General features: G+C 72.0%; 22 protein-coding genes. 6 read left to right on the top strand and 16 right to left on the bottom strand.

The window, feature by feature from the left end; genetic code table 11:
• Positions 1-9: 9 nt before the first annotated feature.
• The 13 genes from KUF83_RS15350 to KUF83_RS15295 all read right to left on the bottom strand — a co-directional run bounded on the left by KUF83_RS15350 (position 10) and on the right by KUF83_RS15295 (position 16,827).
• A complete protein-coding gene (locus tag KUF83_RS15350; RefSeq protein ID WP_217455229.1) occupies positions 10-759 on the bottom strand; it encodes a phosphoadenylyl-sulfate reductase in 750 nt (249 codons plus the stop codon).
• Positions 756-935: a hypothetical protein gene (locus tag KUF83_RS15345; protein WP_217455228.1), complete on the bottom strand. Its 180-nt coding sequence runs from the start codon at positions 933-935 to the stop codon at positions 756-758. Before KUF83_RS15345 ends, KUF83_RS15350 begins: the two co-directional genes overlap by 4 nt.
• Entirely contained in the window at positions 932-2,629 is a 1,698-nt protein-coding gene (locus tag KUF83_RS15340; RefSeq protein WP_217455227.1) for a nitrite/sulfite reductase, read from the bottom strand. The genes KUF83_RS15345 and KUF83_RS15340 overlap by 4 nt, the downstream gene beginning before the upstream one ends.
• A 150-nt stretch (positions 2,630-2,779) precedes the next feature.
• A complete protein-coding gene (locus KUF83_RS42975; RefSeq protein ID WP_351391960.1) occupies positions 2,780-2,863 on the bottom strand; it encodes a putative leader peptide in 84 nt (27 codons plus the stop codon).
• A gap of 129 nt (positions 2,864-2,992) precedes the next feature.
• A complete protein-coding gene (locus tag KUF83_RS15335; RefSeq protein WP_217455226.1) occupies positions 2,993-3,562 on the bottom strand; it encodes a GNAT family N-acetyltransferase in 570 nt (189 codons plus the stop codon).
• Between the two features lie 94 nt (positions 3,563-3,656).
• Positions 3,657-5,063: a hypothetical protein gene (locus tag KUF83_RS15330; RefSeq protein ID WP_217455225.1), complete on the bottom strand. Its 1,407-nt coding sequence runs from the start codon at positions 5,061-5,063 to the stop codon at positions 3,657-3,659.
• Between the two features lie 216 nt (positions 5,064-5,279).
• Positions 5,280-6,596 carry a GAF domain-containing protein gene (locus tag KUF83_RS15325; protein ID WP_217455247.1) on the bottom strand — a complete coding sequence of 439 codons (1,317 nt, stop codon included), beginning with the start codon at positions 6,594-6,596 and terminating at the stop codon, positions 5,280-5,282.
• A 392-nt stretch (positions 6,597-6,988) separates the two neighbouring features.
• Positions 6,989-8,623, bottom strand: a complete 1,635-nt coding sequence (locus KUF83_RS15320; RefSeq protein ID WP_217455224.1) for an acyl-CoA dehydrogenase family protein — start codon at positions 8,621-8,623, stop codon at positions 6,989-6,991.
• A 79-nt stretch (positions 8,624-8,702) separates the two neighbouring features.
• The gene (gene sbnA / locus KUF83_RS15315; protein ID WP_217455223.1) at positions 8,703-9,689 is read right to left on the bottom strand and encodes a 2,3-diaminopropionate biosynthesis protein SbnA; all 987 of its coding nucleotides are present in this window, start codon (positions 9,687-9,689) and stop codon (positions 8,703-8,705) included.
• Between the two features lie 60 nt (positions 9,690-9,749).
• Complete coding sequence (sbnB, locus tag KUF83_RS15310) at positions 9,750-10,817, bottom strand: 2,3-diaminopropionate biosynthesis protein SbnB (protein WP_217455222.1); 1,068 nt, start codon at positions 10,815-10,817, stop codon at positions 9,750-9,752.
• On the bottom strand, positions 10,814-11,827 hold the full coding sequence (locus KUF83_RS15305; protein WP_217455221.1) for a TauD/TfdA family dioxygenase: 1,014 nt from the start codon (positions 11,825-11,827) through the stop codon (positions 10,814-10,816). The genes sbnB and KUF83_RS15305 overlap by 4 nt, the downstream gene beginning before the upstream one ends.
• A gap of 104 nt (positions 11,828-11,931) precedes the next feature.
• On the bottom strand, positions 11,932-14,292 hold the full coding sequence (locus KUF83_RS15300; RefSeq protein WP_217455220.1) for an amino acid adenylation domain-containing protein: 2,361 nt from the start codon (positions 14,290-14,292) through the stop codon (positions 11,932-11,934).
• 39 nt (positions 14,293-14,331) lie between these two features.
• Positions 14,332-16,827 (bottom strand): Pls/PosA family non-ribosomal peptide synthetase, encoded by a 2,496-nt coding sequence (locus KUF83_RS15295; RefSeq protein WP_374106069.1) that lies wholly within the window; start codon positions 16,825-16,827, stop codon positions 14,332-14,334.
• 781 nt (positions 16,828-17,608) lie between these two features.
• Between KUF83_RS15295 and KUF83_RS15290 the strand changes: the two genes are divergently transcribed.
• Positions 17,609-18,769, top strand: a complete 1,161-nt coding sequence (locus tag KUF83_RS15290) for a YihY/virulence factor BrkB family protein (RefSeq protein WP_217455219.1) — start codon at positions 17,609-17,611, stop codon at positions 18,767-18,769.
• Positions 18,770-18,952: 183 nt separating this feature from the next.
• Here KUF83_RS15290 and KUF83_RS15285 read toward each other — a convergent pair whose 3' ends face one another.
• Entirely contained in the window at positions 18,953-19,789 is an 837-nt protein-coding gene (locus KUF83_RS15285) for an NAD(P)H-binding protein (RefSeq protein WP_217455218.1), read from the bottom strand.
• An 80-nt stretch (positions 19,790-19,869) separates the two neighbouring features.
• Between KUF83_RS15285 and KUF83_RS15280 the strand changes: the two genes are divergently transcribed.
• Positions 19,870-20,805: an AraC family transcriptional regulator gene (locus tag KUF83_RS15280; protein ID WP_217455217.1), complete on the top strand. Its 936-nt coding sequence runs from the start codon at positions 19,870-19,872 to the stop codon at positions 20,803-20,805.
• A 10-nt stretch (positions 20,806-20,815) separates the two neighbouring features.
• Complete coding sequence (locus KUF83_RS15275) at positions 20,816-21,538, top strand: helix-turn-helix transcriptional regulator (protein WP_308403011.1); 723 nt, start codon at positions 20,816-20,818, stop codon at positions 21,536-21,538.
• Positions 21,539-21,542: 4 nt separating this feature from the next.
• Here the strand turns inward: KUF83_RS15275 and KUF83_RS15270 are convergent, their stop codons facing one another.
• Positions 21,543-21,944 carry a VOC family protein gene (locus KUF83_RS15270; RefSeq protein WP_217455216.1) on the bottom strand — a complete coding sequence of 134 codons (402 nt, stop codon included), beginning with the start codon at positions 21,942-21,944 and terminating at the stop codon, positions 21,543-21,545.
• Between the two features lie 85 nt (positions 21,945-22,029).
• Between KUF83_RS15270 and KUF83_RS15265 the strand changes: the two genes are divergently transcribed.
• On the top strand, positions 22,030-22,716 hold the full coding sequence (locus KUF83_RS15265) for a hypothetical protein (protein ID WP_217455215.1): 687 nt from the start codon (positions 22,030-22,032) through the stop codon (positions 22,714-22,716).
• 106 nt (positions 22,717-22,822) lie between these two features.
• Entirely contained in the window at positions 22,823-23,530 is a 708-nt protein-coding gene (locus KUF83_RS15260) for a ThuA domain-containing protein (protein ID WP_217455214.1), read from the top strand.
• Between the two features lie 79 nt (positions 23,531-23,609).
• Here KUF83_RS15260 and KUF83_RS15255 read toward each other — a convergent pair whose 3' ends face one another.
• Complete coding sequence (locus KUF83_RS15255) at positions 23,610-24,641, bottom strand: LacI family DNA-binding transcriptional regulator (protein ID WP_217455213.1); 1,032 nt, start codon at positions 24,639-24,641, stop codon at positions 23,610-23,612.
• A gap of 414 nt (positions 24,642-25,055) precedes the next feature.
• Between KUF83_RS15255 and KUF83_RS15250 the strand changes: the two genes are divergently transcribed.
• Positions 25,056-26,615 carry a carboxylesterase/lipase family protein gene (locus KUF83_RS15250; RefSeq protein ID WP_217455212.1) on the top strand — a complete coding sequence of 520 codons (1,560 nt, stop codon included), beginning with the start codon at positions 25,056-25,058 and terminating at the stop codon, positions 26,613-26,615.
• The last annotated feature ends 173 nt before the right edge of the window (positions 26,616-26,788 follow it).

The following is a 26,788-nucleotide window of genomic DNA, read 5'->3' as shown; positions in this document are numbered from 1 at the left end:
CGGTCATGGTCAGCCGTGCAGCCCGCACTCGGTCTTCGCGCTGCCCGACCAGCGGCCGGAGCGCGCGTCCTCGCCCTCCAGCACCCGGCGGGTGCAGGGGGCGCAGCCGACGGACGGGTAGCCGTCCATGAGCAGCGGGTTGGTGAGGACCCCGTGTTCGCTCACGTACGCGTCCACGTCGTCCTGAGTCCACCGGGCGATCGGCGAGATCTTGACCTTGCGGCGCTTCTCGTCCCAGCCGACGACCGGGGTGTTCGCCCGGGTCGGGGACTCGTCGCGGCGCAGGCCCGTGGCCCAGGCGCGGTACGCGGTGAGTCCCTCTTCGAGGGGCTTGACCTTCCGCAGCGCGCAGCACAGGTCGGGATTGCGGTCGTGCAGCTTCGGCCCGTACTCGGCGTCCTGCTCGGCGACGGTCTGCCGCGGAGTGAGGGTGATGACGTTGACGTCCATCACGGCCTCGACCGCGTCCCGGGTGCCGATGGTCTCGGGGAAGTGGTAGCCCGTGTCGAGGAACACGACGTCCACGCCGGGGAAGGCGCGGGACGCGAGGTGGGCGACCACCGCGTCCTCCATCGAGGAGGTCACACAGAACTGCTTGCCGAAGGTGTCGGCGGCCCACCGGAGGATCTCCAGGGCGGAGGCGTCCTCCAGGTCACGGCCGGCCTGCTCGGCGAGTGCCTTGAACTCGGCGTCCCGGCCGCCTTCGAGGCCGGTCCGGTCCTTGCTGTCGGTATCGGCATCGGTCCGAACGGTCGTCATATCTCGTCCCCTCCACCGTCGTTGCGCTGAAGCCCCCGGGCCAGCAGCCCGAGGAACTTCAGTTGGAAGGCCCGACTGCAGGCACCGCATTCCCACGCGCCGTGTCCCTGCTCACCGGGACGCAGGTCCTCGTCGCCGCAGTAGGGGCAGTAGAAGGGCGCCGCACGCTCGCTCATGTCAGCGACCCCTCGTCGGCACGCGTGGCCCACGCGGCGAAGCGCTCGCCGTCCTCGCGCTGCTCCTCGAAGCGCTTGAGGACGCGCTCGACGTAGTCCGGCAGTTCGTCGGCGGTGACCTTCAGACCGCGGACCTTGCGGCCGAAGCCGGCCTCCAGTCCGAGCGCGCCGCCGAGGTGCACCTGGTAACCCTCGACCTGCTCGCCGGCGTCGTTCAGCATCAACTGGCCCTTGAGACCGATGTCCGCGACCTGGATACGGGCGCAGGCGTTCGGGCAGCCGTTGATGTTGATGGTGAGGGGCTCGTCGAACTCCGGGATGCGACGCTCGAGTTCGTCGATCAGCGAGGCACCGCGGGCCTTGGTCTCGACGATGGCGAGCTTGCAGTACTCGATGCCGGTGCAGGCCATCGTGCCGCGGCGGAACGGGGAGGGCCTGGCGGTCAGGTCCAGTGCCTCCAGCGCCTCGACGAGCGACTCGACCTGCGGCTCCTCGACGTCGAGCACGATCATCTTCTGCTCGACGGTGGTGCGCACCCGGCCCGAGCCGTGCGCCTCGGCGAGTTCGGCGATCTTCGTGAGCGTGGCACCGTCCACCCGGCCCACCCGCGGGGCGAACCCGACGTAGAAGCGGCCGTCCTGCTGCCGGTGCACACCGACGTGGTCGCGCCAGCGCTGTACGGGCTGGGCGGGGGCCGGACCGTCGACCAGCTCTCGCTTGAGGTACTCGTCCTGAAGGATCTGGCGGAACTTCTCCGGACCCCAGTCGGCGACCAGGAACTTGAGGCGGGCCCTCGTGCGGAGCCGCCGGTAGCCGTAGTCGCGGAAGATACCGATCACGCCTGCCCAGACCTCGGGGACCTCGTCGAGGGGCACCCAGGCGCCGAGACGTACACCGATCTTGGGGTTCGTGGACAGCCCGCCACCGACCCACAGGTCGAAGCCGGGGCCGTGCTCGGGGTGCTCGACGCCGACGAACGCGACGTCGTTGATCTCGTGGGCGACGTCGAGGAGCGGCGAGCCGGAGATCGCCGTCTTGAACTTGCGGGGCAGGTTGGAGAACTCCTTGCTGCCGATGAACCTGCTGCTGATCTCGTCGATGGCCGGGGTGCCGTCGATGATCTCGTCCTCGGCGATGCCGGCGACGGGCGAGCCGAGGATGACGCGGGGGGTGTCACCGCAGGCCTCCGTCGTGGACAGCCCGACGGCCTCCAGACGGTTCCAGATCTCCGGGACGTCCTCGATGCGGATCCAGTGGTACTGGACGTTCTGCCGGTCGGTGAGGTCGGCGGTCCCGCGCGCGAACTCCTGCGAGATCTCGCCGATGACGCGCAGCTGCTGGGTGGTGAGGCGTCCGCCGTCGATCCGCACCCGCAGCATGAAGTACTTGTCGTCCAGCTCCTCCGGCTCCAGGACCGCGGTCTTGCCGCCGTCGATCCCGGGCTTGCGCTGGGTGTAGAGGCCCCACCAGCGCATCCGGCCGCGCAGGTCGTTGGGGTCGATCGAGTCGAAGCCCCGCTTGGAGTAGATCGTCTCAATGCGTGTCCGCACGTTGAGACCGTCGTCGTCCTTCTTGAACTGCTCGTTGCCGTTGAGCGGGGTGTAGTGGCCCACGGCCCACTGACCCTCGCCGCGGTGACGGCTCACCTTGCGGCGGGGCGCGGCGGCAGCGGGATCTTGTGGCGTGGCGGCCATGGTTTCTACGTCCTTCGAAACAGGCGGGACAGTGGCTCTGACCTGCGCATACGGGCGCATGCGGGCATACGTGCGCGTCTTTGCGCAAGTCGAGACAAGGGGAATGTCAGCGGTGCTGGGCAGGGGGCCGGTAGGCCCGGATGCCGAAGGTCAGCGGACCGGACAGATGGCGCTGGACATGCGGCCGAGGTCGACGTGCCGCCGACTCACCAAGGCAATTCCAGTTCCAGGCATGACGGAAGCGTGTCACGGCGATCTGGACACAGTCCAGCTTCGTCCATGATGCGGACACCCTTGTCCCGAGATGTGAGACAAGGGTGGTGTCGGTCACAAGGATCGGCCCCGGGGCCGAGTCGTGCCAGGTCAGCCTACGTGGGCCCCGGGCCAGGGGCCGGGCGCCGCCAGATCCGGCTCCTCCTCCACCTTGGTGTCGAAGAGCTTGAAGCCACGGCGCAGGTAGTTGTCCATCGCGTGCTCCCCGTCCTTGCTGCACGTGTGCAGCCAGACGCGCTTGGTCTGCGCCCGCCCCGGCCAGCGGTCGGCCAGGTCCCAGGCCCGCGCGACACCGTGCGACAGGAGGTGCCCGCCGATGCGCCGGCCCCGGAAGGCCGGGATCAGCCCGAAGTAGACGATCTCGACGACGCCGTCGTCCTGCGGGTCCAGCTGTACGTACCCGGCGGGCGTCCCGCGGTCGTACGCGACCCAGGTCTCCGCGCCCGGCCGGTCCAGCTCCTCCTGCCACCGCGCGTACGTCCAGGCGAGCCGGTCCGTCCAGCGGATGTCCCCGCCCACGGAGGCGTACAGGAAGCGGCTGAACTCGGGGGAGGGGACCTCGGCGCGGACGACCGTGACGTCACCCTCGGGGGCGGCGGCGGGCAGCAGGTCGGCCGGGGAGGTCTGCTCCAGGGACCACGTGGTCACAGCGATGCTCATGCGGCTCAGCGAACCACGGAGGCGGGCTCGTCTCCAAAGCGGGAGCGCCCGCGGGGGACGCTCCCGGTTGACGCCCTGCGCCGGGTCGCGATGGTCACTGCACCGAACTGTCGACGGCCGACAGCGGGACCGCGTACAGCACGCGCTCCGGGATCACCGGCGGCTTCCACTCGTTGTCCTTGTTCGCCGCCCACTCGGTGAGCGTCCACAGCTCGCCGGTCTCCTGCCAGTACGACAGCGACTCGGTGTGCTGCCCCCAGCAGGCGTACGACGTGCCGCCGGACCCGCACTGCGCGGCCTTGGCGACGCTCTCGTTCTGGCGCCAGAGCGTGCCGTGCTTGTCGCGACTGCCCGGGGCGTAGCCGGTGTACCAGTTGGCCTCGCTCGCCCCGCTCGGTTTGTGGGAGAGCACGCCCTGGAGCCCGACGGCCTTGGTCTCGTACGCCTCGTCGGCGTTCACGATGTCACTGGCGTTGCTGCCGAGCAGGCCCGTGCGGTCGCTCGCGGTGCTGTAGTAGTAGCGCCAGACGCGGGCCGGTTCCGTGCCGCCCGAACTGAACCACTCGTTCGCGACCAGGCTGTCCGGTGTCGAGGTGCGGTCCAGGGAGACCGACGCGAAACAGGGGCGGGCGTTGTCGTTGCCCGCGCTGCACGCCCCGCCGGTGAGGTTGTACGAGCCGATCGCCGGCATCACGTACTGGTAGCCGCGCGCCGACCAGCCGCCGCTCACCTTGCCGACCTCGGTGCTGTTGACGTCCGCCCGGAGGATGCGGTTCATGTCGAAGACGAACAGGGCGTTGTCGTGGTCGGCGCCGTTCTTCGCGGTGACGATCAGCTTGTCCTGGTACCAGACCATGCCGCCGACGTGGGAGCGGACGGCTCCGAAGTCCTTGCCGCCGGACAGCGGGGCGACCAGCAGGACCCAGCGGTACCTGAGGTTCTTCGGGTCGTTCGCGTCGATGAAGGCGATCCGGGCGAGGCCCTTGTCGGCGGCCGGTTCGCCCGCCTTGTGGTCGTTGTGCGTCCAGCCGGCCAGGATGACCCGGTCGGAGCCCCACCTGCCGTCGTTGTCGGCGTCCCCGGAGGTGGTGACGGACTGGGGCAGCCACTTCTGCGTCGTGGCGTCCCCGCTGTCCCAGCAGTAGGCGCGGGTGGCGGCCGGTTCGACGGGCAGGGCCGCCGCCTCGGTGCCGGCGCAGTCGGCCTTGTTCCGCATCGGGTGGTTGGCGCTCTTGAGGACGGCGCCCACACCGACGTTCCCGCCCATGCCGCTCTGCAGCGTGTCGAGCGTCGACCCGGCGACCAGGTTCTCGTGCAACTGGAGCTTGTTGATCTCGGACGACGAGGTGAGCGGGGTCAGCGGTCCCGGATTGTCGCTCCCCGCGGCCTGCGAGGTGCTGATGATGGTGGCGGCGGCGGTGAGGGCGAGGGCGGCTCCGGAGAGGGTGGCCCGCAGGACACGCCCCTTGTTCCGGCGGCGGTGTCTGCCTCGATACGTCATTGGTCCTCCCGTCGTCGGCCAACTGCCTCCTGTGATCCGGCGGTTGGGCCGGAGGCGGCGGATGTGGGGGGCCGTGGGATGGATGGTACGGCAGAGGGTGGCGAGCCGGGTCGAATACCCCGTAATAGGTAAGGAACGCGCCTGTCGATCAAAGGGGGCCGAAGGGGCCGTGCGGTGGAGCCGAGCACGTCAGGGCCCCGCGCCGCCGTGGGGCGCTCACCCCGCGCGGTGGGCCGTTCGGTCCCCCTGTGGCGGCCAGGTTGCCGCGGCCGCGGCGCGGGACCTGAGCACCCCCGGAGCCGTCGAGTACGGGAGCGGGCCGAGCGGGGCGTCCGGCAGGACCACCCGCACCTCCGCCTCCTCGCAGAAACGATACGGCCGGTGTTCCAGCACGGCCCCGAGGTACCGGCGTACGCGGGACATCTCGGCCCGTACGGTCACCGTTCGTGCCGGGTCGCCGAACATGTCGTCGGCCAGGCCCGCGGCACTGCGGCCGGTGCGGTGCAGGGCCAGCAGGTAGAGCAGTTCGGCGTGACGCGGGCTCAGTTCGTGGGTCCAGGTGCCCGCTCCGCCCGCCACGGTCACCGACCAGCGGCGCGGCTGCGTCAGGTCCAGCTCGACGCGGGTGGCGCCGCGCGGTGCGGACCCCTCGTCCGAGGCCCGCACGAGCCAGCCGCCGGGCAGCGGCTCCACCGAGCACGGGCCGAGCGAGGGCAGCCAGATCAGGTCGGTGCCGATGGTCCCGGGCAGCGCGAGCCGGTCCAGGTAGGGCATACCGGTGATCGCGGCCGTCCAGCCGTTCCGGTCGACGGCCAGCGCGCGGCCGTCGATCCGGGCGAGGACCGGCGCGGCCACCGAGCGCAGCCGGTCCAGCGAGGCGAGATGCCGCTCCCGCAGGCGTGCCTCCGCGAGCTTGGCCACCGAGTCGACCCACGCGAGGGTCGCCGGGTGCATCGTCTCCCAGGGCCCACTGACGTCCACGACGCCGATCAGCCGCCCGTCCCGCGGATCGGTGATCGGCGCACCCGTGCACGTCCAGGTGGCGTGCGTGCGTACGAAGTGTTCGGCGGCGAACACCTGGACGGGGCGGCGGACTACCGCGGGAGTGCCGACGCCGTTGGTGCCGACCACGTTCTCGCCCCAGTCCGCGCCCAGTTCGAAACCGAATCCGTCTGCCTTGCGCAGGACCGGACGGCTGCCCTCGCGCCACAGCACCCGGCCCTCGCCGTCCGCCACGACCATGATGTGGTGGGCGACGTCCGCGACCGACAGCAGCCCCTCGCGCAGCACCGGCAGCACGTGCCGCAGCGGGGAGTCGCGCCGGCGCCGCTCGACCTCGTCGCGGCCGAGCAGCCCGGCGCGGAAGTCGTGGTCGGGGTCGACACCGCTGCGGAGCATGCGCCCCCAGGACTCGCCGATGACCGGCCGGGGACCGAGTGGCGCCGGCTGGCCGGACAGTGTCGCGTCGCGCACCTCGTCGAGTACGCGCGCCGCCCTTGCCGCGTCGACGGCGGCCAGCCGCGTGACGTCCATCGGCGAATGCGCCACTGTGTCCTCCCGAGGGGCCTGAGCGGACAACCGGTCCCGGGCCTCGCGGCCAGGGGACCCAAGGCCCGTACCGACGGCACGTCTGCCGGTGCCGTCCGTCCGTTCATAGTGCCGTCTGTCCGTCGCGGAGGGCGACACTCCGGACACGAGGCGGAGATTTCACGCAGGGTGGGGAGAGGTTGCAACCCCCTGCAACTCTGGTGAACGGGCGCCGTCCGGCCAAGACTTGACGCGACGCCGCCGTGCGCGGCGTGCGTGCTCCGCTCAACGGGGCCGGGCACCGGGGGTGGTGCCGTGTCGGCGCAGCACCACCCCCGTGCCGTAAGCCTGTTGGCCGCACGGTCCACGGGCGTGACGGGCACTCAGGAGACGGGCACTCAGGAGACGGGGCGGGCCCGCTCCACGATCGCGGCCAGGTCGAGCGTGTGCGGCAGCGTCCCCAGCGACGACCCCCAGTCCCCGCCGAGCCGTGACGCACAGAACGCGTCGGCGACCTCCGGCGGCGCGAAGCGGACCAGCAGCGACCCCTGCAGCACCACGGCGATCCGCTCGACCAGACGCCGGGCGCGCCCCTCGACGCCGCCCAGATCGGCCAGTTCGGTCAGCAGGTTCTTGATCGCGCCGTCCAGGCGGTGATCGGCGCCGCGGGCCCGGCCGACCTCCTGGAGATACGCGTTCAGCGCCTCCGGCTCCCGCTGGAGAGCCCGCAGCACGTCGAGGGCCTGGATGTTGCCCGCGCCCTCCCACACGGAGTTGAGCGGCGACTCGCGCAGCAGCCGCGGCATGCCGGACTCCTCCACGTACCCGTTGCCGCCCAGGCACTCCAGGGCCTCCGCCGCCACCGGGGTGCACCGCTTGGTCACCCAGTACTTCGCCGCCGGCACCGCGAGCCGCAGGAAGGCCCGCTCCTGCTCGCCGCCGTCGTCGTACGCGGCGGCCAGCCGCAGCGCGAGTGTCGTCGCCGCCTCGGACTCCAGGGCCAGGTCCGCCAGTACGTTCCTCATCAGCGGCTTGTCGACCAGCCTGCCGCCGAACGCCTCGCGGTACGTGCAGTGGTGCACGGCCTGGGCGACGGCCTGACGCATCAGCCCCGCCGAGCCGAGCACACAGTCCAGCCGGGTCGCCGCGACCATCCCGATGATGGTGCGCACCCCCCGCCCCTCGTCGCCCACCCGGCGCGCCCAGGTCCCGTCGAACTCGACCTCGGCCGACGCGTTCGACCGGTTGCCCAGTTTGTCCTTGAGCCGCTGGATCAGGAACACGTTGCGGGTGCCGTCCTCCAGGATCCGCGGCACCAGGAAACACGTCGGACCGCCCGGAGCCTGCGCCAGCACCAGGAAACCGTCCGACATCGGCGCCGAGCAGAACCACTTGTGGCCCGTCAGCTCGTACGTCCCGTCCTGGGCCAGGGGCCGCGCCGCCGTCGTGTTCGCCCGGACGTCGCTGCCGCCCTGCTTCTCCGTCATGGCCATCCCGAAGAGCACCCCGGCCTTCCGGGCGGCCGGCCGCGGGTCCTGGTCGTAGACCAGGGACGTCAGCCGGGGCTCCCACTCGGCGGCGAGCGCCGGGTCGGCGCGCAGCGCGGGCACCGCCGCGTGCGTCATCGACAGCGGGCAGCCGTTGCCCGCCTCGACCTGGCTCCAGACCACGAAGCCGGCCGCGCGCCGCACATGCCCGCCGGGCCGCGTCCACGCCGCCGTCAGACCGGCCGACACGCCCTTGCCGAGGAGCCGGTGCCACGACGGGTGGAACTCGACCTGGTCGAGGCGCTCCCCGTAGCGGTCGTGGGTGCGCAGCCTCGGCGGGTTCTCGTTGGCCAGCTCCCCCCACTTCTGGACCTGCGCGGATCCGGAGGTCCGGCCGAGCGCCGACAGCTCGTCGCGCGCCTCGTCGAGCAGCGGGCCCTCGAGGTGCCGGTCGACCGCCTCCACGAGGGCCCGGTCGGCACGGAAGAGGTCGTACGAGACCAGCGGCGGAGCCTGGTTGGTCACGGTGTGGGTGCGGGCTGCCATGTCAGCGAACCTACCCGCGGTGCGGCGATCGTCACCAAACTCCCGCGGCACCTCCCGTGCGCCAGGGCCCGCCCCCTGGTCAGGCCGGGCGCGAGAGCGCGGCCAGCGTGTCGGAGCCGAGCGTGTCCTCGCCGCGGACGCCCGCCGCCCAGCCCGGGCTGTGCACGGTGTCGAGGTAGCGCTCGCCGAGGTCGGGGGCGATCGCCACCGACGTGAGGTCCCGGCGTCCGTGCCGGGCCATCCAGGTGGACGCCCCGCTCACCACCGTGCCGGTGGAGCCGCCGAACAGGAACCCCCGGGCGGCCAGCCGGCGGCAGACGCGCACGGTGTCCGGCTCCTCCACGTGCACCACGTCGTCCACGTACGACGCGTCGAGCAGCGGCGGCCGGATGCCCATGCCGAGGCCGGGGATCTTCCGGGGGCTCGGGGGCCCGCCGAAGGTCACCGAGCCGACGCTGTCCACCGCGACGATCCGCACCCGGCGCCGCCACTGCCAGAACCAGCGCGCGCAGCCCATCAGGGTGCCGGTCGTCCCGGCCCCGACGAACAGCACGTCCAGGTGCGGGAAGCGGCGGGCGATGGCCGGCGCCGTGGTGCGGTAGTGCGCCCGCCAGTTGCCCTCGTTGGCGTACTGGTTGAGCCAGACGTATCGGTCGTCCGAGGCGCACACCGCGCGCACGTACGCGATCCGGGCGCCCAGGAGGCCGCCGTGCAGGGCGGGTTCGCCCACCACGTGGACCATGCTGCCCAGTGCCTCCATCATTCTGCGGGTCGCCGGATTGCAGCGCGCGTCGGTCACGCACAGGAACCCGTAACCGCGGCTCGCGGCGATCACGCTCAGGGCCACCCCGAGGTTCCCGGACGACGACTCGACCAGGACCGAACCCGGCCGCAGGACGCCGTCGCGCTCGGCGGCGTCCACCATCTCGGTCGCTGCCTTCATCTTGATCGATCCCGCGAAATTGAACCCCTCGCACTTCAGGAAGAGCGGCAGCCCCAGCGTCGCCCGCAGGTCGACGTAGAGCTCGTCCTCGTTGAACTCCGAAGGATCGGAAATGACGGGCATGATGTCCCCCCTCTTTCATGCGGCGCCGTGCCGCTTCCCGTGCGGCACGGCGCCCGCCGGTCAGCCGTACCGGCGTAGCTCGTGGAAGAAACCGTCGATGACGTGCGGCTCGCCCCGCCGGGCCACCTCGTCGTGGACGAACTTGCCGACCGCGAGGTCCAGGACCCCGAGGCCGAAGGGCGAGAAGACCACCGTCCGGTCCGCCGGGACGCTCACCCGCCCGGACAGCACGTCGTCCAGCGTGCCGTCGATGAAGTCCCGCCCGCCGGTGAGGCGTTCGGCCAGGTGCGGTGAGGTCTCCGCCTTCAGGCAGTGCTCGACGTCGTCCACGAAGTTGGCCGAGTCGAGCAGGATTTCGGGCGCCAGGTCGCGCAGCGACACGTGCAGCACCAGCGGGGCGTGGGCGAACCAGCCGGGGTCGTGGAGGTGCGGTTCACCCGCGACGGTGGCGAAGACCAGCAGGTCACTGGAGCGCACCAGCGACTCGGCACCGTCGTGCACGGTGATCCGGCCCTTGGCGCCCGTCCGTTCCAGATAGCCGCGGAAGCCGGCCGCGCTGTCCTGGTGCAGGTCGTACACCCCGGTCTCCTCGAACGACCAGCCGGTGGCGGCCAGATGGGTGTGGATGTAGCGGGCGATCAGACCCGTGCCGACGAACCCGACGCGCACCGGCCGGGTGCGGCCGCGGCTGAGCCGGTCGGCGGCCAGGGCCGCGGAGGCGGCCGTCCGGGTGGCGCTGATGATCGAGCTCTCCAGACAGGCGAACGGATAGCCCGTGTCGTGGTCGTTGAGGATCAGCACGGCCGAGGCGCGCGGCAGGCCGCTCGCCGTGTTCCCGGGGAAGCTGGAGACCCATTTCAGGCCGTCCACCCCCACCTGCCCGCCGATCGAGGCGGGCAGCGCGATGATCCGGGACGACGGGCGGTCCGGGAAGCGCAGGAAGTACGAGGGCGGGTTCACCGAGTCGCCCGCTCCGTGCAGCCGGTACACGGCCTCCACGAGGTCCACGATCTCCGGCTCCCGTCCCTCCAGGGCCTGTTGGACCTGGGTTCCGGAGATGACGGAGAACGGGGGAGCCGTGAGCGCCCCGGGTGCCGCGGTGGGCTGTGCCGTCGCGTCGGTGGTCATGCGGTCCTCGCTTCGGTCGTGGTCGTCAGCGGGGTGCAGTCGGTCAGCCGGACCGGGTCGGCCAGTGCGGCGAGCACCTCGCGCGGGCCCTCGAAGGGCTCCCTGCCGTGCGCGGTGCGGATGTTGTCGACGAGCATCAGGTCACCGGAGTGCCACGGCTCGCGCACGGTGTGGGCCTCGTACACCTCGTTGATCAGCCTCACGACGTCCTCGCCGATCGGATCGCCGTTGCCGTGGCGGGTGTTGAAGGGCAGTCCGTCCGGGCCGTAGACGTCCACCAGGTACTCCCGGACCTCGGGGTCCATCGTCCACTCGTTGAGGAAGGCGATCTGGTTGAACCAGCAGGGCCGTCCCGTGACGGGATGGCGGACCACCGCGCCGCGGCGCTGCCGGGTGCGCAGGGAGCCGTCGCCCTGCCAGGCGAAGTCGATCGCGTGGGTACGGCAGTAGCGCTCGACGGCGGCGCGGTCCTCGGTGCCGAAGGCCTCGGTGAGCGTCGCCCCTATCTCGTCGTTGTACGTCCGGGTCAGCAGCCACCCCTCCCGCGCGAACCGTTCCGTGAGCCGGGCGGGCAGCGCGTCGAGCACGGCGTGCCCGTCGGCGACCGCGGTGGCTCCGCCGCCGGCCGGCGCGTCGAGGCACGCGAACAGCATGAGTCCGGGGAACTCCAGCGCGTAGCTCAGCTCGTGATGCATGCACATCTGCTGGTTCGGCGGCCACTTGGAGGAGGAGTACACCCCGTCCGCGTACGTGCGCCGGGGCGCGAAGGACTCCAGGTCGGGCATCAGGCCGGTGGCCAGCCGCCGGAAGACGGCCGCGGTCGACTCCGGGTCGCGCAGGCCGAGCCCGCGGACCAGGACGCAGCCGTGCTCGGCGACCACGGCGCGCAGCGCGTCGCGGTGTCCGGCCGCCCAGCCCGCCGTGTCCCCCGCCGCGTCGGTGCGCAGGATCGGAGGGCTTGCGGGACGCAGGTCGACGTCGCGCAGCAGCGTCGCGGATGAGTACGTCATCGTGTGGTTCCTCTCGGTCTTGCCGTGTTCAGGCCGTGCGGGGGTGTGCGGATGGTCTTCGGTCGGCTGCCGGGCCGGGTTTTCGCCCCGGCCCGCGGCCCGGCTCAGGAGGGCTCCAGGCCCGGGCCGTCGAGCAGCCCCGCCAGGTCCGCGAGGACCGGGTGGCGGGTGACGTCCTTGAGGGTGATCGCCCGGTCCAGGGCGACCGCCAGCTTCACCGCCGCGAGCGAGGTGCCGCCGCGGTCGAAGAAGTGGTCCCGGGGGCCGAGCCGGTCCCGGGGGATGCCCAGCACCTCGGCCCAGGCGGCCGCCATGCGCCGCTCGTTCGCCGTGGCGGGGGCGTGCGGCCGGTCTTCGGCGGGGGAGCCGCTCCCGGCGGCGCCGGTCTCCTCGGCGAGCGCGGTCAGGGCCTTGCGGTCGGTCTTGCCGTTGGCGGTCAGAGGCAGGCCTTCGCGCCAGTGGACGGCCGAGGGGACCATGTACGCGGGCAGCGACGCGGCCAGCCGCTCCCGCACGGCCCCCGAGCGGAGCGGCTCCGGCCCGGTGCAGAACGCCACCAGCCGGGTGCCTCCCACGACCACCACGGCGCCGTCCCGGACCCCGGGCACCCGCAGCAGGGCGTTCTCGATCTCGCCGATCTCGATGCGGAAGCCGCGGATCTTCACCTGGCTGTCCCGGCGGCCGAGGAACTCCAGCTTGCCGTCGGGCAGCCACCGACCGTGGTCCCCGCTGCGGTAGAGCCGCTCGCCCGGCCGGTACGGGTCGCCGGTGAACGCCGCCTTCGTGCGCTCCGGGTCGTTGACGTACCCCCGGCCGACACAGACCCCGGAGAAGACGATCTCGCCGGGCGCGCCGAGCGGTACGGGACGCAGGTCCTCGTCGACGACGTACACGCGCACGTTGGCGACCGGCCGCCCGAGCGGCACCCGGTCCTGGTCCGGCACCCGCGACATGACCTCGTGGTTGGTGTCGTCGGAGGTCTCCGTCAGCCCGTACGCGTTGACCAGCCGGATCGCCGGCTCGGCCGCGAACCAGCGCTGTACGAGTTCCTTCTTCACCGCCTCCCCGGTGACCGACACGCAGTGCAGGTCCGGCAGTTCGCGCGGCCGCTGCTCCAACTCGGCGAGGACCGCTTCGAGATAGGACGGGACGACCTGGAGGACGTTGACCCGGCCCGCCGCGATCGTGTCCACGAACCGCGGGACGTCCAGGATCACCTCCTGTGCGACCAGCAGGGTCCGGCCGCCGACCAGGAGCGCGCAGACCAGCTGCCACAGCGAGATGTCGAAGCACTGGGGCGCGGTCTGCGCGACCACCTGCCCCTCGCCGACGCCGAGGTCGTCGAGCTTGGCGTGGACGTGGTTGAGGAAGCCCGCGTGCTCGCACATCGCGCCCTTGGGCTCGCCGGTGGAGCCGGAGGTGAAGTAGATGTAGGCGAGGCGGTCCGCCGCGACGGGGACACCGAGGTCGTCGTCGGGGTGGTCCTCCGCGTAGGCGGTGTCGACGTGCAGTGTGCGGGCGCCGGTGCCGGACCGGTCCAGCGTGGCGGTGCTGCCGTGTTCGGTGAGGACGAGTTCGCAGTCGGCGCGCTCCAGCGTCGCCCTGATGCGGTCGGCCGGGAAGTGCGGCTCGACGGGCAGATAGACGCCGCCCGCCTTGAGGACCGCGAGGACGGCCGCCATCCAGTCCAGGTCGCGTTCCATGACCACGGCGACGACCCCTTCGGGGCGCAGCCCGCGGGCGAGCAGCGCCCGGCCGAGCCGGTTGGCGCGCGAGTTGAGCTCCCGGTAGGTCCACTGCCGGTCTCCCTGGACCGCGGCGACGGCGTCCGGGTGGGCGGCGGCCCGCTCCTCGAAGAGCTCGTGGACCCGGCGGTCCGGCAGCTCGCGGTGCGGCCCGGCCAGCCCGTCGAGCTGGAACCGGAGTTCGTCGCCGCTCAGCAGGGTCTGCCGGTCGTGCTCGGCGTCGGGGTCGGCGGTGAGCAGGGCGAGCGCGGTGAGGTGGTAGCCGGCGATCCGGGCGGCGGCGTCGGCGTCGAGGACGTCGGTGCGGTAGCGCAGCCGCAGGGTGTGGTCCTCGACGCGCACGTGCAGCACGGTGTCCTCGGGGACGTCGCCGCCGTGCGGATCGAGCACGGCCGCGAAGGGGACCGGTCCGCCGCCCGTCTCCCGCACGGGCGGGGCGCCGGCCGGCCCGTCGGCGGCCTCCCGCGCCGCCAGGTCCGCCCGGGCCAGCAGGTCGCGCCACGTGCCGGGGCCGACGGCCAGCCGGCGGAGCAGCGGCGGTACGCCCTTCGCGGCGACGTAACCGGTGACGACCTCGCGTTCACCGGACAGGGCCGCGAGGACCTTGGCATGTGCGGCCAGGAGTGCGGACGGCTCCCTCACCAGGCCGTCGGGCAGCGGTACTTCGTACTCGGCGATGCCCGGTTCCGGAGCGAGCGTCCACCTCGGGATCGTGTCCATGGTTCTTCCCCCCTGTGTTTCGTGTGTGCTGTGCGTCCGTCAGCCGCGCCGCAGCGCGACCGCCGGATTCCCGCCCCAGTGCGCCCCCGCCGGTACCTCCTCGCCCTTCATCAGGAAGGAGTCGGCGGCGAGCACGGCGGCGTCCCCCACCGACGCGCCGTAGTGGACGAGCGCGCCGACGCCGATGGTGACGCCGTCGCCGATCTCGATGTGGTCGGACTTGAAGGTGCCGTCCTCCTGGGAGTGCGACTGCACCTTGGAGTGCGCGCCGAGCGTGGCGTCGCTCCCGATGGCGGTGAGCGTGCGCTCCGTGATGGAACAGCCGTCGTCGAAGACCCTGCGGCCGATACGGACCCCGAGCAGGCGCCAGACCAGGTTCTTGAACGGGGTGCCGTTGTAGACGCTGATGTGCCGGTCGGGGATCTTCCACAGCCGCTCCTGACGCCAGAAGAGCGGGTCGTAGATGGAGTGCAGCTGCGGCTCCAGCGGCCGGAACCGGCACAGCAGCCGCTCCACCAGCACGTAGTAGCCGGTGGTGAACAGCAGGCCGGCCATCATGGACGCGCCGATCAGCAGGCCGCCGACGGTGCCGTGCTCCCCGTACAGGTCGAAGGCGGCGAAGCCGAGCACGGTGAGCGCGAACCAGTCCAGCCACCGGATGAACAGGAACAGGGCGACCGTGCGGAGGTTGTGCCGGTTCTTCGCGCCGAGGCGGCGGCTCAGTTCGTCGCCCTCGCGGAGGTGGTCGAAGCGGGTGTCGCGCTCGACCGTCCGCGGGATCTCGAAGGGCGGTGAGCCCAGCAGGCCGACCCCCTCACGGATCTCGCCGTCCAGCGGAACCATGACCTTCGTGGCGAGCAGGCAGTTCTCGCCCGTGCGGCCCCCCACCGGATAGGCGATGTGGTTGCCGAGGAAGTTGTGCGGCCCGATCACCGTGCGCGAGACGCGGAACGACGTACCGGAGAACTCGGCGTTCATGATCGACAGTCCGTCGGCGACCATCGTGCCGCGGCCCACGGAGGACAGGTACGGCGTCTCGTGCGCCACCTCCGTACCGAAGTTCGAGCCGGTCTGCTCGACGTGCGAGAGGTCGTACCCGATGGCCCGCAGATAGTGGACGACGTACGAGCTGTCTCCGCACAGCCACAGGAAGAACTTGGCGTTGGTCAGGCGCGCCACGGCACGCTGGGCCGAGTAGTGGAGGCCGTAGAGCGGATAGACCCGGTCCGGTCGGACAACCAGGTCGAGCAGCCTCGGCAGTACGGTCACGGTGGCGAAGCCCACCAGGATGAAACCCACGAACAGGGCGAGCGACAGGCCGAGCGCCTCGACGCAGAACCGTCCCGTCGTGACGTGCCGGGCGTCCCGGTCGAGCAGCACGTCCAGTGCGGGCGCCAGCGTCAGCAGCATGTACGTGCCCCCGATGAGGAGCGGTACGCCGACGAGGAGTGTCTGGAGCACGGTGGCCAGGCCGTAGCCCACCCGGCGCGCGGTGCCGCACTCGGCCGCGGGCACCCGTACGTGGTCCACGTCCGTGCGCCGGGCCGGGGAGCCGTGCCAGCGCTGCCCGGCGGGCACCGCCGCGCCGTCGTACAACGCGGACGAGTGGCCGAGCTGCGATCCGTCGCCCATGGACGTGCCGATGTCGAGGACCGTCTTCTCGCCGACGAACACGTCCCGGCCGAGGGTGACCGGGCCGGTGCGTATCCGCCCCGCGTGGGCCTGGTAGCACAGGAAGTAGGAGTCCTTGCGGATCACGGTGCCCGCGCCGACGGTGAACAGGTCCGTGCAGACCGGGACGGACGGCGAAAGGATCGTGACGCCCTTCCCGATGTGCGCGCCCAGAGCCCGCAGATAGAGGACGTAGAGCGGATTGCCGACGAACAGGACCATCGGATTGGCGCGCAGCAGTGCCTTGACGGTCCAGAAGCGCAGGTACGCCAGGCTCCAGACCGGGAATTCGGTGGCGGTCCACCGGCCGACGAGCACCCACTTGGCCACGACCGGCACGGTGCACAGCCCGACGAAGAGGGCACCGCCGAAGCCGGCCGACCGCAGGTAGACGTCCAGGACTCCGTCCGCGCCGGAGACCCACTCGTACCCCCGCACGGTGACCAGTCCGGAGAGCAGGCAGTACGCCGCGAAGACCAGGAACTGGAGTGCCCCGCACAGGACGTACCGTGCGGTGCCGGCCCGCACCGGGGGCGCGGCCGGTTCGGGCGCGGTCTCGGGGAGCTGGGCCGGGACCTCGGCGAGCGCCGCCGCCAGGCCGCGGATCGTCGGATGGCCGTAGACGTCCCGCATCGACACCGGCGGCAGGCCGGGCCGCTTCCTGACCCGGGCGCAGAAGTGCGCCATCACCAGCGAATTGGCCCCGAGGTCGTCGAAGAAGTGGCTGTCGACCGGCACTTCGTCGACCCGGACGACGCCGGCGAGCACCTCGGCGAGGACGTGTTCGGTGCTGTCCACCGGGGCGCGGGCGGCCGGGGCGCCGACCGGAGCGGCTGTCGTGACCTCGCCGGAATTTCCCACCACTTGATCTCCTTGCGATGATTGCCGTTCATGCGGACTGTTCGGAGTGTTCGAAGCTCCGGTGGGGAATACGAAGAAAACGCGCTCGCAGTTTCAAGGCGCAGCCGAAATGGCGACGCGCGATGCGTGGATGAACAGAGTGGTTCCGGCGTGCCCTGAGGAAATTCGGTGCCGGAAGAGGGAATGGTGCCCATGTGCGAGAGGAGAGAAACGAGAAGAAGTTGTTTCCGGAGTGAGTGAAGTGGCCGCGTCGAATGGTGCAGTGCAGCACGGCATGATCCGCGTGGTTCCCACGCGGATCACGGGTTTCGCGGCTGTGTTGGGCCCTGGTCAGGGCCTTCTGAGTCCCCCGTGTCGTGGTGCCACCGAGCCCTTCTCGCGGCGCCCAGCGTAATGCAATCCGAATTGTTTCGGTGTGCTCATGAACGGGTCAAGGGCGTTTCGGTCAATGGCTGCTTATCGCTGTTTGGCTCCTTGTGGACCCTCATGTCGAAGCGGGTCGTCCGTCCGTACCACCGGGGAACTCACTTTATGGGCGGTGTATGTGCCGCCGCCTCTTCCGCTTCTGGAACACCCATGATTCGGCCAACGAGGGCATGACAGAAAAAGGGTTCGATTTCTCTTTACGATTAATGTCGGGTTGCCACTGCTTTTCTGTCGTGTGACGGAACCGGAGGGCGAACACGCCGGAACGCGAGGGGTGTCGTGCGGTCCGTGAGCACGTCCGCCCCGGCCGGGGCACCGGGGGATGAGTGCACCCGCGCCTGGCGGATACCTTTAGGACGTGCAGCCAGCAACAAGTGAACCCCCTCAGAGGACGTCCGGCCGTCTCCATCGGGCCCGTGCCCTCTACCGGAACGTCTCCAAGCGCAGGACCGCCTGGCTGCTGATCAAGGACACCGTGAACTCGTGCATCGAGTACCGGATCCTCGGGCTCGCGGCGGAGGCGGCGTTCTTCACGCTGCTGTCCGTGCCGCCGCTGCTGCTCAGCATGCTCGGCCTGCTGGTCTACGTCGACGACTGGACCGGCACCGACACCATCGTCAGCGTGGAGAGCAACCTCCTGGAGGCGTCCCGCACGATCCTGACCGACAAGGGCGTCACGCAGATCGCCGAGCCCGTCCTCCACGACGTGATGGAGGGCGGCCGCCCCGACGTCATCTCCCTGGGCTTCCTGTTCGCCCTGTGGTCGGGCTCGCGCGCGGTGAACGTCTTCATCGACACGATCACCGTGATGTACGGCCTCGACGGGGTGCGGGGCATCGTCAAGACCCGGCTGGTGGCCTTCCTGCTGTTCATCGCGGCGCTGCTGATCGGCTCCGTCGCGCTGCCGCTGATGGTCGCGGGCCCCGACGCGGTGGTGAACATCGTGCCGTGGTCGACGACCGTCGTGCAGGTGTTGTACTGGCCCGTCGTCATCGTCCTGTCCATCGTCTTCCTGACGACGCTCTACCACGTGTCCGTCCCCGTGCGCTCGCCGTGGATCGAGGACGTGCCCGGTGCCCTCATGGCACTCGGCATGTGGGTGCTGGGCAGCTTCCTCCTGCGCATCTACCTGACGAACACCGTCGAGGGCCCCACGATCTACGGCTCGCTCGCCGCGCCCGTCGCCGTACTGCTGTGGATCGGCGTCTCCGCCTTCGCCGTCCTGGTGGGCGCCGCCGTCAACGCCGCCATCGACCGTGTCTGGCCGGCCGCCGCCACCGCCGCCGCCCGTGCCGTCAACGAGCGGCTGCGCGCCGAGCAGGCCGCCGACCTCGTGGCCCGCGCCGCCGCGGCCCGGGCCGCCCACGCCGAGGAGGACGACCCCGACGACCCGGACATGCCCTCCGAGTTCCCGGAGCGCTGGTCCCGCTTCCTGCCCCCGGAGGACGTGTCCTCCCGGCTGCGGACCCACGCCAAGAGCACCCCGAAGAACGGCGACGAGACACCCCCGCCGCAGTGACGGGGGCGCCCGGTCCCGGGTGCCCGGCACGGCCGTCGCGCTGACGGAACCCGGCACACACACCCGGCACACATGCGGCACCCTGTGTGCGGCCGGAACGCCGTCGTCCCGGACACGGGACACCCCCGCCGCGGCCACCGCGACGAGGGTGTCAGGCACATCCCGGCGGTACGCCGCCGCGCGTCAGACCTTCCACACACCGGCCGCCGCGTGCTCCCGTGCGAACTCCGCGAAGTCACGGGGTGCGCGGCCGAGGACCTGGCGCACCACGTCCGTGGTCTGCGCGTTGTGGCCGTCGAGCAGTCCGTCGAAGACCTCCTCCATGAACGCCACCTCCTCGGCGGGCAGCCCGAACCCGGCCAGGATGGCGCCGTACTCCTTGGTGGACACCGGCGCGTACCGGATCTCCCGGCCCGCCGCGGCGGAGATCTCCGCCATGGCCTCGCGGAAGGTCAGCAGCCGCGCCCCCGTGATCTCCAGCGTCCGCCCCACGTACGAGGAGTCGGTCAGCGCCTTCACCACGACGTCCGCGAGGTCGCGCGCGTCGATGAACGGCACCGGCACCTCGCCCGCCGGGAACACGAACTCGCCGCCGCGCACCCCCTCCAGCAGCAGGCCCTCGCTGAAGTTCTGGAAGAACCAGTCGGCCTGCACGACGGTCCACTCGGCCTCCGACTCACGCAGGGCCCGCTCGGTCGGCTCCGCCTGGCGCTCCCCGCGCGCCGACAACAGCACCAGGCGGCGTACGCCGAGATCCTGGGCCCGCCGGGCGAAGGCGGCGATGTTCCCGGCCGCCCCCGGCGCGCCGATGTCCGGCGTGTACGCCAGATACGCCGCGTCGGCGCCGCGCAGCGCCTCGTCCCACGTCGAGGTGTCGTACCAGTCGAAGCGCACGTCACCGCTGCGCGAAGCGGCCCGCACGCCGAGTCCCGCGGCCTTCGCCGCCTCAGCCACCTGACGCCCCGTCTTGCCCGAGGCCCCCGTCACCAACACCGTCTCGTTCCGCGTGTTCTGCGTCATGGATCCAGTCAACGGCCGCGCGCCGCAAGGGAACATCCTGGAACCTCTCGTTCCCATAAGCGCGCGTCTACTCTGAGGTCATGGACGTGCTCTCAGGCCTTCTGGAGGGTCCGCGCGCGCGGGGCGCCTTCATGATCAGGGCGTGCTTCGAACCGCCCTGGTCGATCCGCATCGAGGACCGCGCCCCACTCACCGTCATGCTCATGATCCGCGGCGAGTCCTGGATCACGCCCGACTCGGGCGCACCGGTGCGGCTGCGGGCCGGTGACCTCGCCATCGCGCGTGGCCCCGATCCGTACACCTGCGCCGACGACCCCGCCACCCCGCCGATCGCGGTCATCCTGCCAGGCCAGGAGTGCACGTATCCGGACGGGCGTTCGATGCAGGGCTCGATGGACCTCGGCGTGCGCACCTGGGGCGAGCGGCTCGACGGCTCCATGGTGATGCTGATCGGGACGTACCCGGCGCAGGGCGAGGTCGGCGGGCGGCTGCTCGACGCCCTGCCACCGGTGCTGACGCTCACCTCCGACGTGTGGCAGTGCCCGCTGACCCCCCTGCTCACCGAGGAGATCGTGCGCGACGAGCCCGGCCAGGAGGTGGTCCTCGACCGGCTGCTCGACCTGCTGGTCATCGCCGCGCTGAGGGCCTGGTTCTCCCGTCCGGAGGCCGAGGCGCCCGCCTGGTACGAGGCGCTCGCCGATCCCGTCGTCGGCCGCGTCCTACGACTCCTGCAGGACGACCCGGCGCACCCCTGGACGGTGGCGTCCCTCGCCGCGAAGGCCGGTGTCTCGCGGGCCGCGCTCGCCCGCCGCTTCAGCGAACTCGTCGGCGAACCCCCGATGACGTATCTGACCGGCTGGCGTCTCGCCCTCGCCGCGGACCGGCTGCGGGACACCGGGGACACCCTGGAGGCGATCGCCCGCCAGGTCGGCTACGGCAGCGCCTTCGCCCTGTCCAGCGCCTTCAAGCGGGTGTACGGGGTCAGTCCGCAGGAGCACCGGACGAGGGCAGCGTAGCGTTCTGCCTGTGGCCGAGCCGTACGTGGAGATCCCGCCGACGCCGTACCGGGAACGGGCGTCGCGGCTGGCAGGTGCGGTCGTGTGGACCCGTACCGCCGTGCCGGGCGACGCCGCTCCGGTGCTGCCCGACGGGTGCATGGACCTGCTGTGGACCGAGGGCCGGCTGTTCGTCGCGGGCCCCGACACCCGCGCGTACCGGGGTGACCCGTCGGGCGGCCCGAAGCGCTACGCGGGCGTCCGGTTCTTCCCCGGAACCGCGCCCTCCTACCTCGGCGCACCCGCCCATGAACTGCGCGACCGGCGCGTCGACCTCGCCGATCTGTGGAGCGGGGCCGAGGTGCGGCGGCTGACGGAGCGGGTCGACGCGGCGGCGGACCCGTCGGCGGCACTGGAAGCGGTGGCTCTGGGCCGCGCGCTCGAGGCCGGACCGCCCGATCCGCGGCTGCGGGCCGTGGTGGCCGCCCTGTCGGAGGGCCGCTCCGTCGCCGCCACCGCCGAGGAGCTCGGATGGAGCGAACGGCAACTGCACCGGCGGGCACTGGTGGCGTTCGGGTACGGGCCGAAGACCCTGGCCCGGGTCCTGCGTCTGCAGCGGGCCCTGGCGCTGGCCCGGAGCGGACTGCCACAGGCGGACACGGCCGCTCGTGCGGGGTACGCCGACCAGGCTCATCTGGCCCGTGACGTCCGGGACCTGGCCGGGGTCCCGCTGGGCGAGCTGCTGCGCCGCTGAGCTCCTACGCGGCGCCGTCCAGCCGGGCGAACAGGTCCACCCCGTTGCCGTCCGGGTCGAGGACGACCGCGTACCGCATGCCCCAGGGGGCGTCGAAGGGCTTCAGTTCCGTCTCGTGACCGGCGGCCACCATCGCCTCGTACGTGGCGTCGACGTCCGCGGGGCTGTCGCACACGAAGGCCAGTCCGATCCGGCCCCCGCCCGTCGGCGGCCGCCATTCGGGATGGAAGGAACGGATCGTGTCCTCCGTGTCGAGCGCGAGGCGCAGCCCGCCGGGCAGCTCCGCCTCGACGTGCGGCGCGCTCTCGGCCCCCTCGGGGAACTCGAGTCCGAGCCGGCGGTAGAAGGCGAGCGACGCGGTCATGTCGGAGACGATGAGACCGATGAGATCGAATCGTGGAGTCATGGATTCACCGTAGTGACGACGGCGGAGCCGGGTCTTGAAGGAATCGGACGCCCGCTTCGAACATCCATACGGCAGGATGGCGTCCATGATCCGTGCCGTGCGTGCTCTGCCGCTGCCGCTGTTGCTTCTGTCCCTGCTGCTCGTGTCCTGCGGTACGGAGAAGACAGGGGCGGGGGCAGGGGCCGGTGCCGAATCGAGTACGGGAAGCGTCGCCGACCCCGTCGAACTCGAAGCCCGGGCCCGGGCGTTGGGGATCGCGCCGGAGCACGTCTACGTCACCGGGGCGCCCGGGTTCGCCGTGGCCCGGCAGTCGGTGGGGGTGTACGGCGGTGACGGGTTCTCTGCCGCGTATGTGTCGCAGGAGGCCCGCGCCACCTTCGAGATGTTCGTGGACCGCGGCACGATGACGGCGAAGAACTGCCCGACGGTACAAGTGAGTCAGGGATCGGGGGGATCGGTGGCCTCGGGAGGATCGCGGGACGAGGTCACCTGTGAACGCGACGGGGACGCCTGGTACCGGAAGGCCGGAGGCCGGCACGAGTACGCCGTGCCGCGCGACGGCCATGTGATCCGGCTCGTCGGTGACGTGAAGGGGCTGGATCGCGCCGTCCTGCGCGGGGCCGCGGAGGCGGCACACCATCCGGACGCCGCGGAGCTGGCCGACCTCCTGCCGCCGGCGCCCGAGGGTGCCGCGACCGAACCGGTCGAGCGCGGCGATCTGCCGCCGGCGGGCGACGGGGCGCCCAACAACGAGGTGGGCGCTTCGGGTTGAGTCCCAGGAGCACCGAAGAAGCCCGTCGGCGGGCCTCGCTGATCGAAAATTTCGGACCTCGGCCGTCGCCGTGAACCGCCCGGTCCGCGCATTAGAGTCGGCGCTCATGGCAGCGCAGCACCTCGCACCCCGCGTCCTCGTCCACACCCGCACCACGGACTACCGCCACGAGTCCATCCCGGACGGTGTCGCCGCCGTACGGTCACTCGGTGCCGAGCACGGTTTCACCGTCCACGCGACGGAGGACCCCGCCTTCTTCGACGCGCCGGTCGGCCCGTACGCGGCAGTCGTCTTCCTCTCCACGAGCGGTGACGTCCTGACGCCCGCCGGCCGGGAGCACCTCGCCGCGTACGTCGAGACGGGCGGCGGCTTCGTCGGGGTCCACGCGGCCGCCTGCACGGAGTACGACTGGCCCTACTACGGCGAACTGCTCGGGGCCCGCTTCGCCCGTCACCCCGCGTACCAGCCGGGCCGGGCCGTCGTGGAGGACCACGATCATCCCGCCACCCGGCACCTGCCCGCCGTCTGGGAGTTCACCGACGAGTGGTACGACTTCCGCACCAATCCGAGAGGCGCGGTGCGCGTGCTCGTCTCGGCCGACGAGACCTCGTACGAAGGGGGCGGAATGGGGGAGGACCATCCGCTCGCCTGGTGCCGCGAACAGGGTGCCGGCCGCGTCTTCTACACGGCGCTGGGCCATGCCGCCGAGGCGTACCAGGACCCGGACTTCCGCCGGCACCTGCTGGGCGGAATCACCTGGGCGACGGGCGGCGAACAGGGCACCCTCGGGGACGCGGGGCGGGGTACCCGGTGACGGGTCGCGGGCGGCCAGTGCGTCCCGCACATCCCCCACATCCCGCACACCCCGCACATCCCGTCCCGGACCGGCAGCATCAGCGCGGTGCGGCCGTGCTCGCCCGCACGACCAGCCGCGTCGACAACTCCGTCCGCGTTCCTTCGGGCTGCTCCCCGGCCATCATCCGCACGAGCAGGCGCATCGCCGTCGCCGCCATCTCGGACAGCGGCTGACGGACGGTCGTCAGGGCGGGCGAGGCCCAGTGCGCCTCGGGCAGATCGTCGAAGCCGACCACGCTCACGTCGTCCGGTACGGACAACCCCCGCTCGGCGAGTGCCCGATAGGCGCCGAGGGCCATCCGGTCCGAGCAGACGAAGACGGCCGTGGGCGGCTCCGGCAGATCGAGGAGCTCCAGCATCCTGCGGTGCGCGGCACTCTCGTCGAAGCTGCCGTAGCGCAGGTACTCGGGCCGGTGGCGCAGCCCTGCCGCCGCGAGCGCCGACCGGTAGCCGGCAACGCGCGCGCTGCTGCACATCTTGCGGCGGTAGCCCGCGATGACGGCGACGCGTTCGTGGCCGAGTGACAGCAGGTGCTCGGTGGCGGTGACCCCGCCCTGCCAGTTGGCCGCGCCGACCGAGACGACACCAGGCGGCGGTTCCAGCACCGGGTCGATCAGCACGTAGGGGATGCGGTGCTGCTCCAGCCAGGCGTACTGGGACGCGGTCAGCTCGGCGAGGTTGAACAGCACTCCGGAGGAGCCGCGTGCGGAGAGCTTGTCCAGCCAGCCGCGCTCCGGACGGCCGCCCCGGGTCCGGGTCAGACCCGCCGAGACCACCACCTCCAGGCCCGCGTCGTGCGCCGCCTCCTCCACCCCGTGCAGGACGGCGCCCGACCAGGAGCTGTCCAGCGAGTGCACGACGAGATCGACCAGGCCCGGTGACTTCAGCGCGTCGAACCGGGGTCTGCGCACATACCCCAGCCGGTCGAGCGCCTCCGTGACCCTGCGGCGGGTCTCCGGTGCCACGTCCTCACGGCCGTTGACCACCTTCGAGGCCGTGGGCACGGACACCCCCGCCTCGCGGGCCACGACCGCGAGGGTCGGCCCCGCCACGCTCCCGGTACGCACCATGGAAGCCCACCTCTCCGGCCCCGTCCCGAGGGCCCGCGAAAGTTTCGGGTAGAAAGCGCTTCCTAGATTAGGGGCGCCCGAACTCGCCGTGGAAGAGCGGGTACTCAGTGGAATTCCACAACGCCGAAACTTTCGAAATGCCGAACACTCGGGTCGTGGGCGGCTCGCACGTGTCGCCCCGCCCCGGCGGAAGGCCCGCGGCACGCTGGATTCCGGCCCTCTGGAGCTGCGGGACAGGTGGGTTTCGTGATCCGCTGGAGGAGTGGCCTCCCGTACCGGACGGGCCATGCACGGGGGATCGCCCCCCTTCCCGGGGCTGTCCACCGTGGTCCGGGCGGCCGTCGCCGACGTCGGTTTCGGCCACGGCGTCACCCTGGTCCGGTCGCGTTCCCGTCGAGTCGAGGAGAGGGTCGAATGGCCGAGGGTCCTGTGGTCGGCACCCCCTACGGTGCCGTGCGAGGCCGGTACGAGAACGGTCTCGCCGTCTTCCGGGGCATCCCCTACGCGGCCCCGCCCTTCGGCCCCCGCCGCTTTCTGCCGCCCGTCCCGCCCGAACCCTGGACCGGTGTGCGCGACGCGGGCGCCTTCGGGCCGACGCCGCCCAAGCCGCCGTACTCGGAGGCCTTCGCGAAGCTGCTCTCCGACCCGGCCGTGCCGGGCGACGACTGCCTGAACCTGAACGTGTGGACGCCGGAGCCGGGCCCGGGCGCCCGGCTCCCGGTCATGGTGTGGATCCACGGAGGGGCACTGACCCGGGGCTCGTCGGCGATGCCCGTCTACGACGGCCGGTCCTTCGCCCGCGACGGTGTGGTGTTCGTGTCCCTCAACTACCGCCTGGGAGTGGAGGGGTTCGGGCTCTTCCCGGACGCCCCCGCGAACCCCGGCCTGCGCGACCAGCTCGCCGCGCTGGAGTGGGTACGGGACGCGATCTCCGGCTTCGGCGGAGATCCGGACCGGGTGACCGTCTTCGGCGAGTCCGCCGGAGCGATCAGTATCGGGGCGCTGCTGGCGAGCCCGCGCGCCCAGGGCCTGTTCCGGCGGGCCGCGCTGCAGAGCGGGCCGCCGGAGGCGACGGACCGGGAGAAGGTACGGCGCGTGGTCCGGCGCATGGCCGCCCGGCTGAAGGTCCCGGCCACCGCCCGGGCGTTCGCCGCGGTGGACCGCGCCGCCCTCGCCGGAGCCCAGGCCGAGGCCTCCCGCCGGGCGAGCCCGGTACTCGGCGGCCCCTCCTTCGGCATCGTCGTCGACGGCGACCTGGTACCGCGCGACCCCTTGGAGGCGCTGCTCGACGGCGGCGTCGCACAGGACGTGGAGCTGCTCCTGGGCTGGACCAGCGAGGAGTACCGGCTGTGGCTCGCGCCGACCGGTCTGCTGGAGCGCGTCGACCGGCTCGGGCCGCTCGCGCTGGCCGGGGCGATGGCCCGCTGCCGCTGCAGCCCCGAGGTGCCGCGCGGCTACCGGCTGGCCCACCCCCGGGCGAGCACCGGTGACCTGGTGGGGCAGATGGTCACCGACTTCCTGCTGCGCGTTCCGCTGCACCGGCTCGCCGACGCCCGTCGGGCGCCGGCGTACGTCTACGAGTTCGCCTGGCCGTCGAACGTGCCGGGCCTCGGCGCCTGCCACGCGCTGGAGCTGGGCTTCGTCTTCGACACCGTGGGCGTGCCCGAGGCCGCCAGGCTCGCGGGGTCGGGGGCGCCGCAGGACCTCGCGGACGCGATGCACTCGGCGTGGGTGCGGTTCGCCGTCGACGGGGATCCGGGGTGGGCGGCATGGGACGACACGCATCCGGTACGGGTGTTCGGGGCGGGGGAGCCGGAGGTAGTGCGGGGGCCGCGGGACCGGGAAGTCGGCCTGTGGGAGGCCGAGTTCGCCGCCGCGGGGATCGGGGACGCCGCTGTGGCGCCGGCGCCGGGGGTGGTGCCGCGGGCGGTGGTGCGGCGACTGCGGAGGCCCCGGGGGGTGCGGAAGGTGTGACAGGTGCGGGTGGGGTGTGGCTGGTGGCGCAGTTCCCCGCGCCCCTCAAAGGGGCGCGGGGAACTGCGCAATCTTTCAGGGGCGCGGGGAACGGCGCGACCAGCCACCGACAGCCCGCGGACCACGACGGCGGGCGGCCCGCTCGGCAGCGCGCAGGCGCCGGTGCGCCGGGC

This window comes from Streptomyces sp. BV286 (assembly GCF_019090165.1).
In the GTDB taxonomy this organism is placed as follows: Bacteria; Actinomycetota; Actinomycetes; order Streptomycetales; family Streptomycetaceae; genus Streptomyces.
Note: the sequence above shows the minus strand (reverse complement) of the source record. Positions and strands in the feature narration are given on the sequence as shown.

Coding starts and splice junctions, on each gene's coding strand:
- KUF83_RS15350 (WP_217455229.1), bottom strand. CDS start 759: ATGACGACCGTTCGGACCGATGCCGATACCGACAGCAAGGACCGGACC.
- KUF83_RS15345 (WP_217455228.1), bottom strand. CDS start 935: ATGAGCGAGCGTGCGGCGCCCTTCTACTGCCCCTACTGCGGCGACGAG.
- KUF83_RS15340 (WP_217455227.1), bottom strand. CDS start 2,629: ATGGCCGCCACGCCACAAGATCCCGCTGCCGCCGCGCCCCGCCGCAAG.
- KUF83_RS42975 (WP_351391960.1), bottom strand. CDS start 2,863: ATGCCTGGAACTGGAATTGCCTTGGTGAGTCGGCGGCACGTCGACCTC.
- KUF83_RS15335 (WP_217455226.1), bottom strand. CDS start 3,562: ATGAGCATCGCTGTGACCACGTGGTCCCTGGAGCAGACCTCCCCGGCC.
- KUF83_RS15330 (WP_217455225.1), bottom strand. CDS start 5,063: ATGACGTATCGAGGCAGACACCGCCGCCGGAACAAGGGGCGTGTCCTG.
- KUF83_RS15325 (WP_217455247.1), bottom strand. CDS start 6,596: ATGGACGTCACGCGGCTGGCCGCCGTCGACGCGGCAAGGGCGGCGCGC.
- KUF83_RS15320 (WP_217455224.1), bottom strand. CDS start 8,623: ATGGCAGCCCGCACCCACACCGTGACCAACCAGGCTCCGCCGCTGGTC.
- sbnA (WP_217455223.1), bottom strand. CDS start 9,689: ATGCCCGTCATTTCCGATCCTTCGGAGTTCAACGAGGACGAGCTCTAC.
- sbnB (WP_217455222.1), bottom strand. CDS start 10,817: ATGACCACCGACGCGACGGCACAGCCCACCGCGGCACCCGGGGCGCTC.
- KUF83_RS15305 (WP_217455221.1), bottom strand. CDS start 11,827: ATGACGTACTCATCCGCGACGCTGCTGCGCGACGTCGACCTGCGTCCC.
- KUF83_RS15300 (WP_217455220.1), bottom strand. CDS start 14,292: ATGGACACGATCCCGAGGTGGACGCTCGCTCCGGAACCGGGCATCGCC.
- KUF83_RS15285 (WP_217455218.1), bottom strand. CDS start 19,789: ATGACGCAGAACACGCGGAACGAGACGGTGTTGGTGACGGGGGCCTCG.
- KUF83_RS15280 (WP_217455217.1), top strand. CDS start 19,870: ATGGACGTGCTCTCAGGCCTTCTGGAGGGTCCGCGCGCGCGGGGCGCC.
- KUF83_RS15270 (WP_217455216.1), bottom strand. CDS start 21,944: ATGACTCCACGATTCGATCTCATCGGTCTCATCGTCTCCGACATGACC.
- KUF83_RS15265 (WP_217455215.1), top strand. CDS start 22,030: ATGATCCGTGCCGTGCGTGCTCTGCCGCTGCCGCTGTTGCTTCTGTCC.
- KUF83_RS15260 (WP_217455214.1), top strand. CDS start 22,823: ATGGCAGCGCAGCACCTCGCACCCCGCGTCCTCGTCCACACCCGCACC.
- KUF83_RS15255 (WP_217455213.1), bottom strand. CDS start 24,641: ATGGTGCGTACCGGGAGCGTGGCGGGGCCGACCCTCGCGGTCGTGGCC.
- KUF83_RS15250 (WP_217455212.1), top strand. CDS start 25,056: ATGGCCGAGGGTCCTGTGGTCGGCACCCCCTACGGTGCCGTGCGAGGC.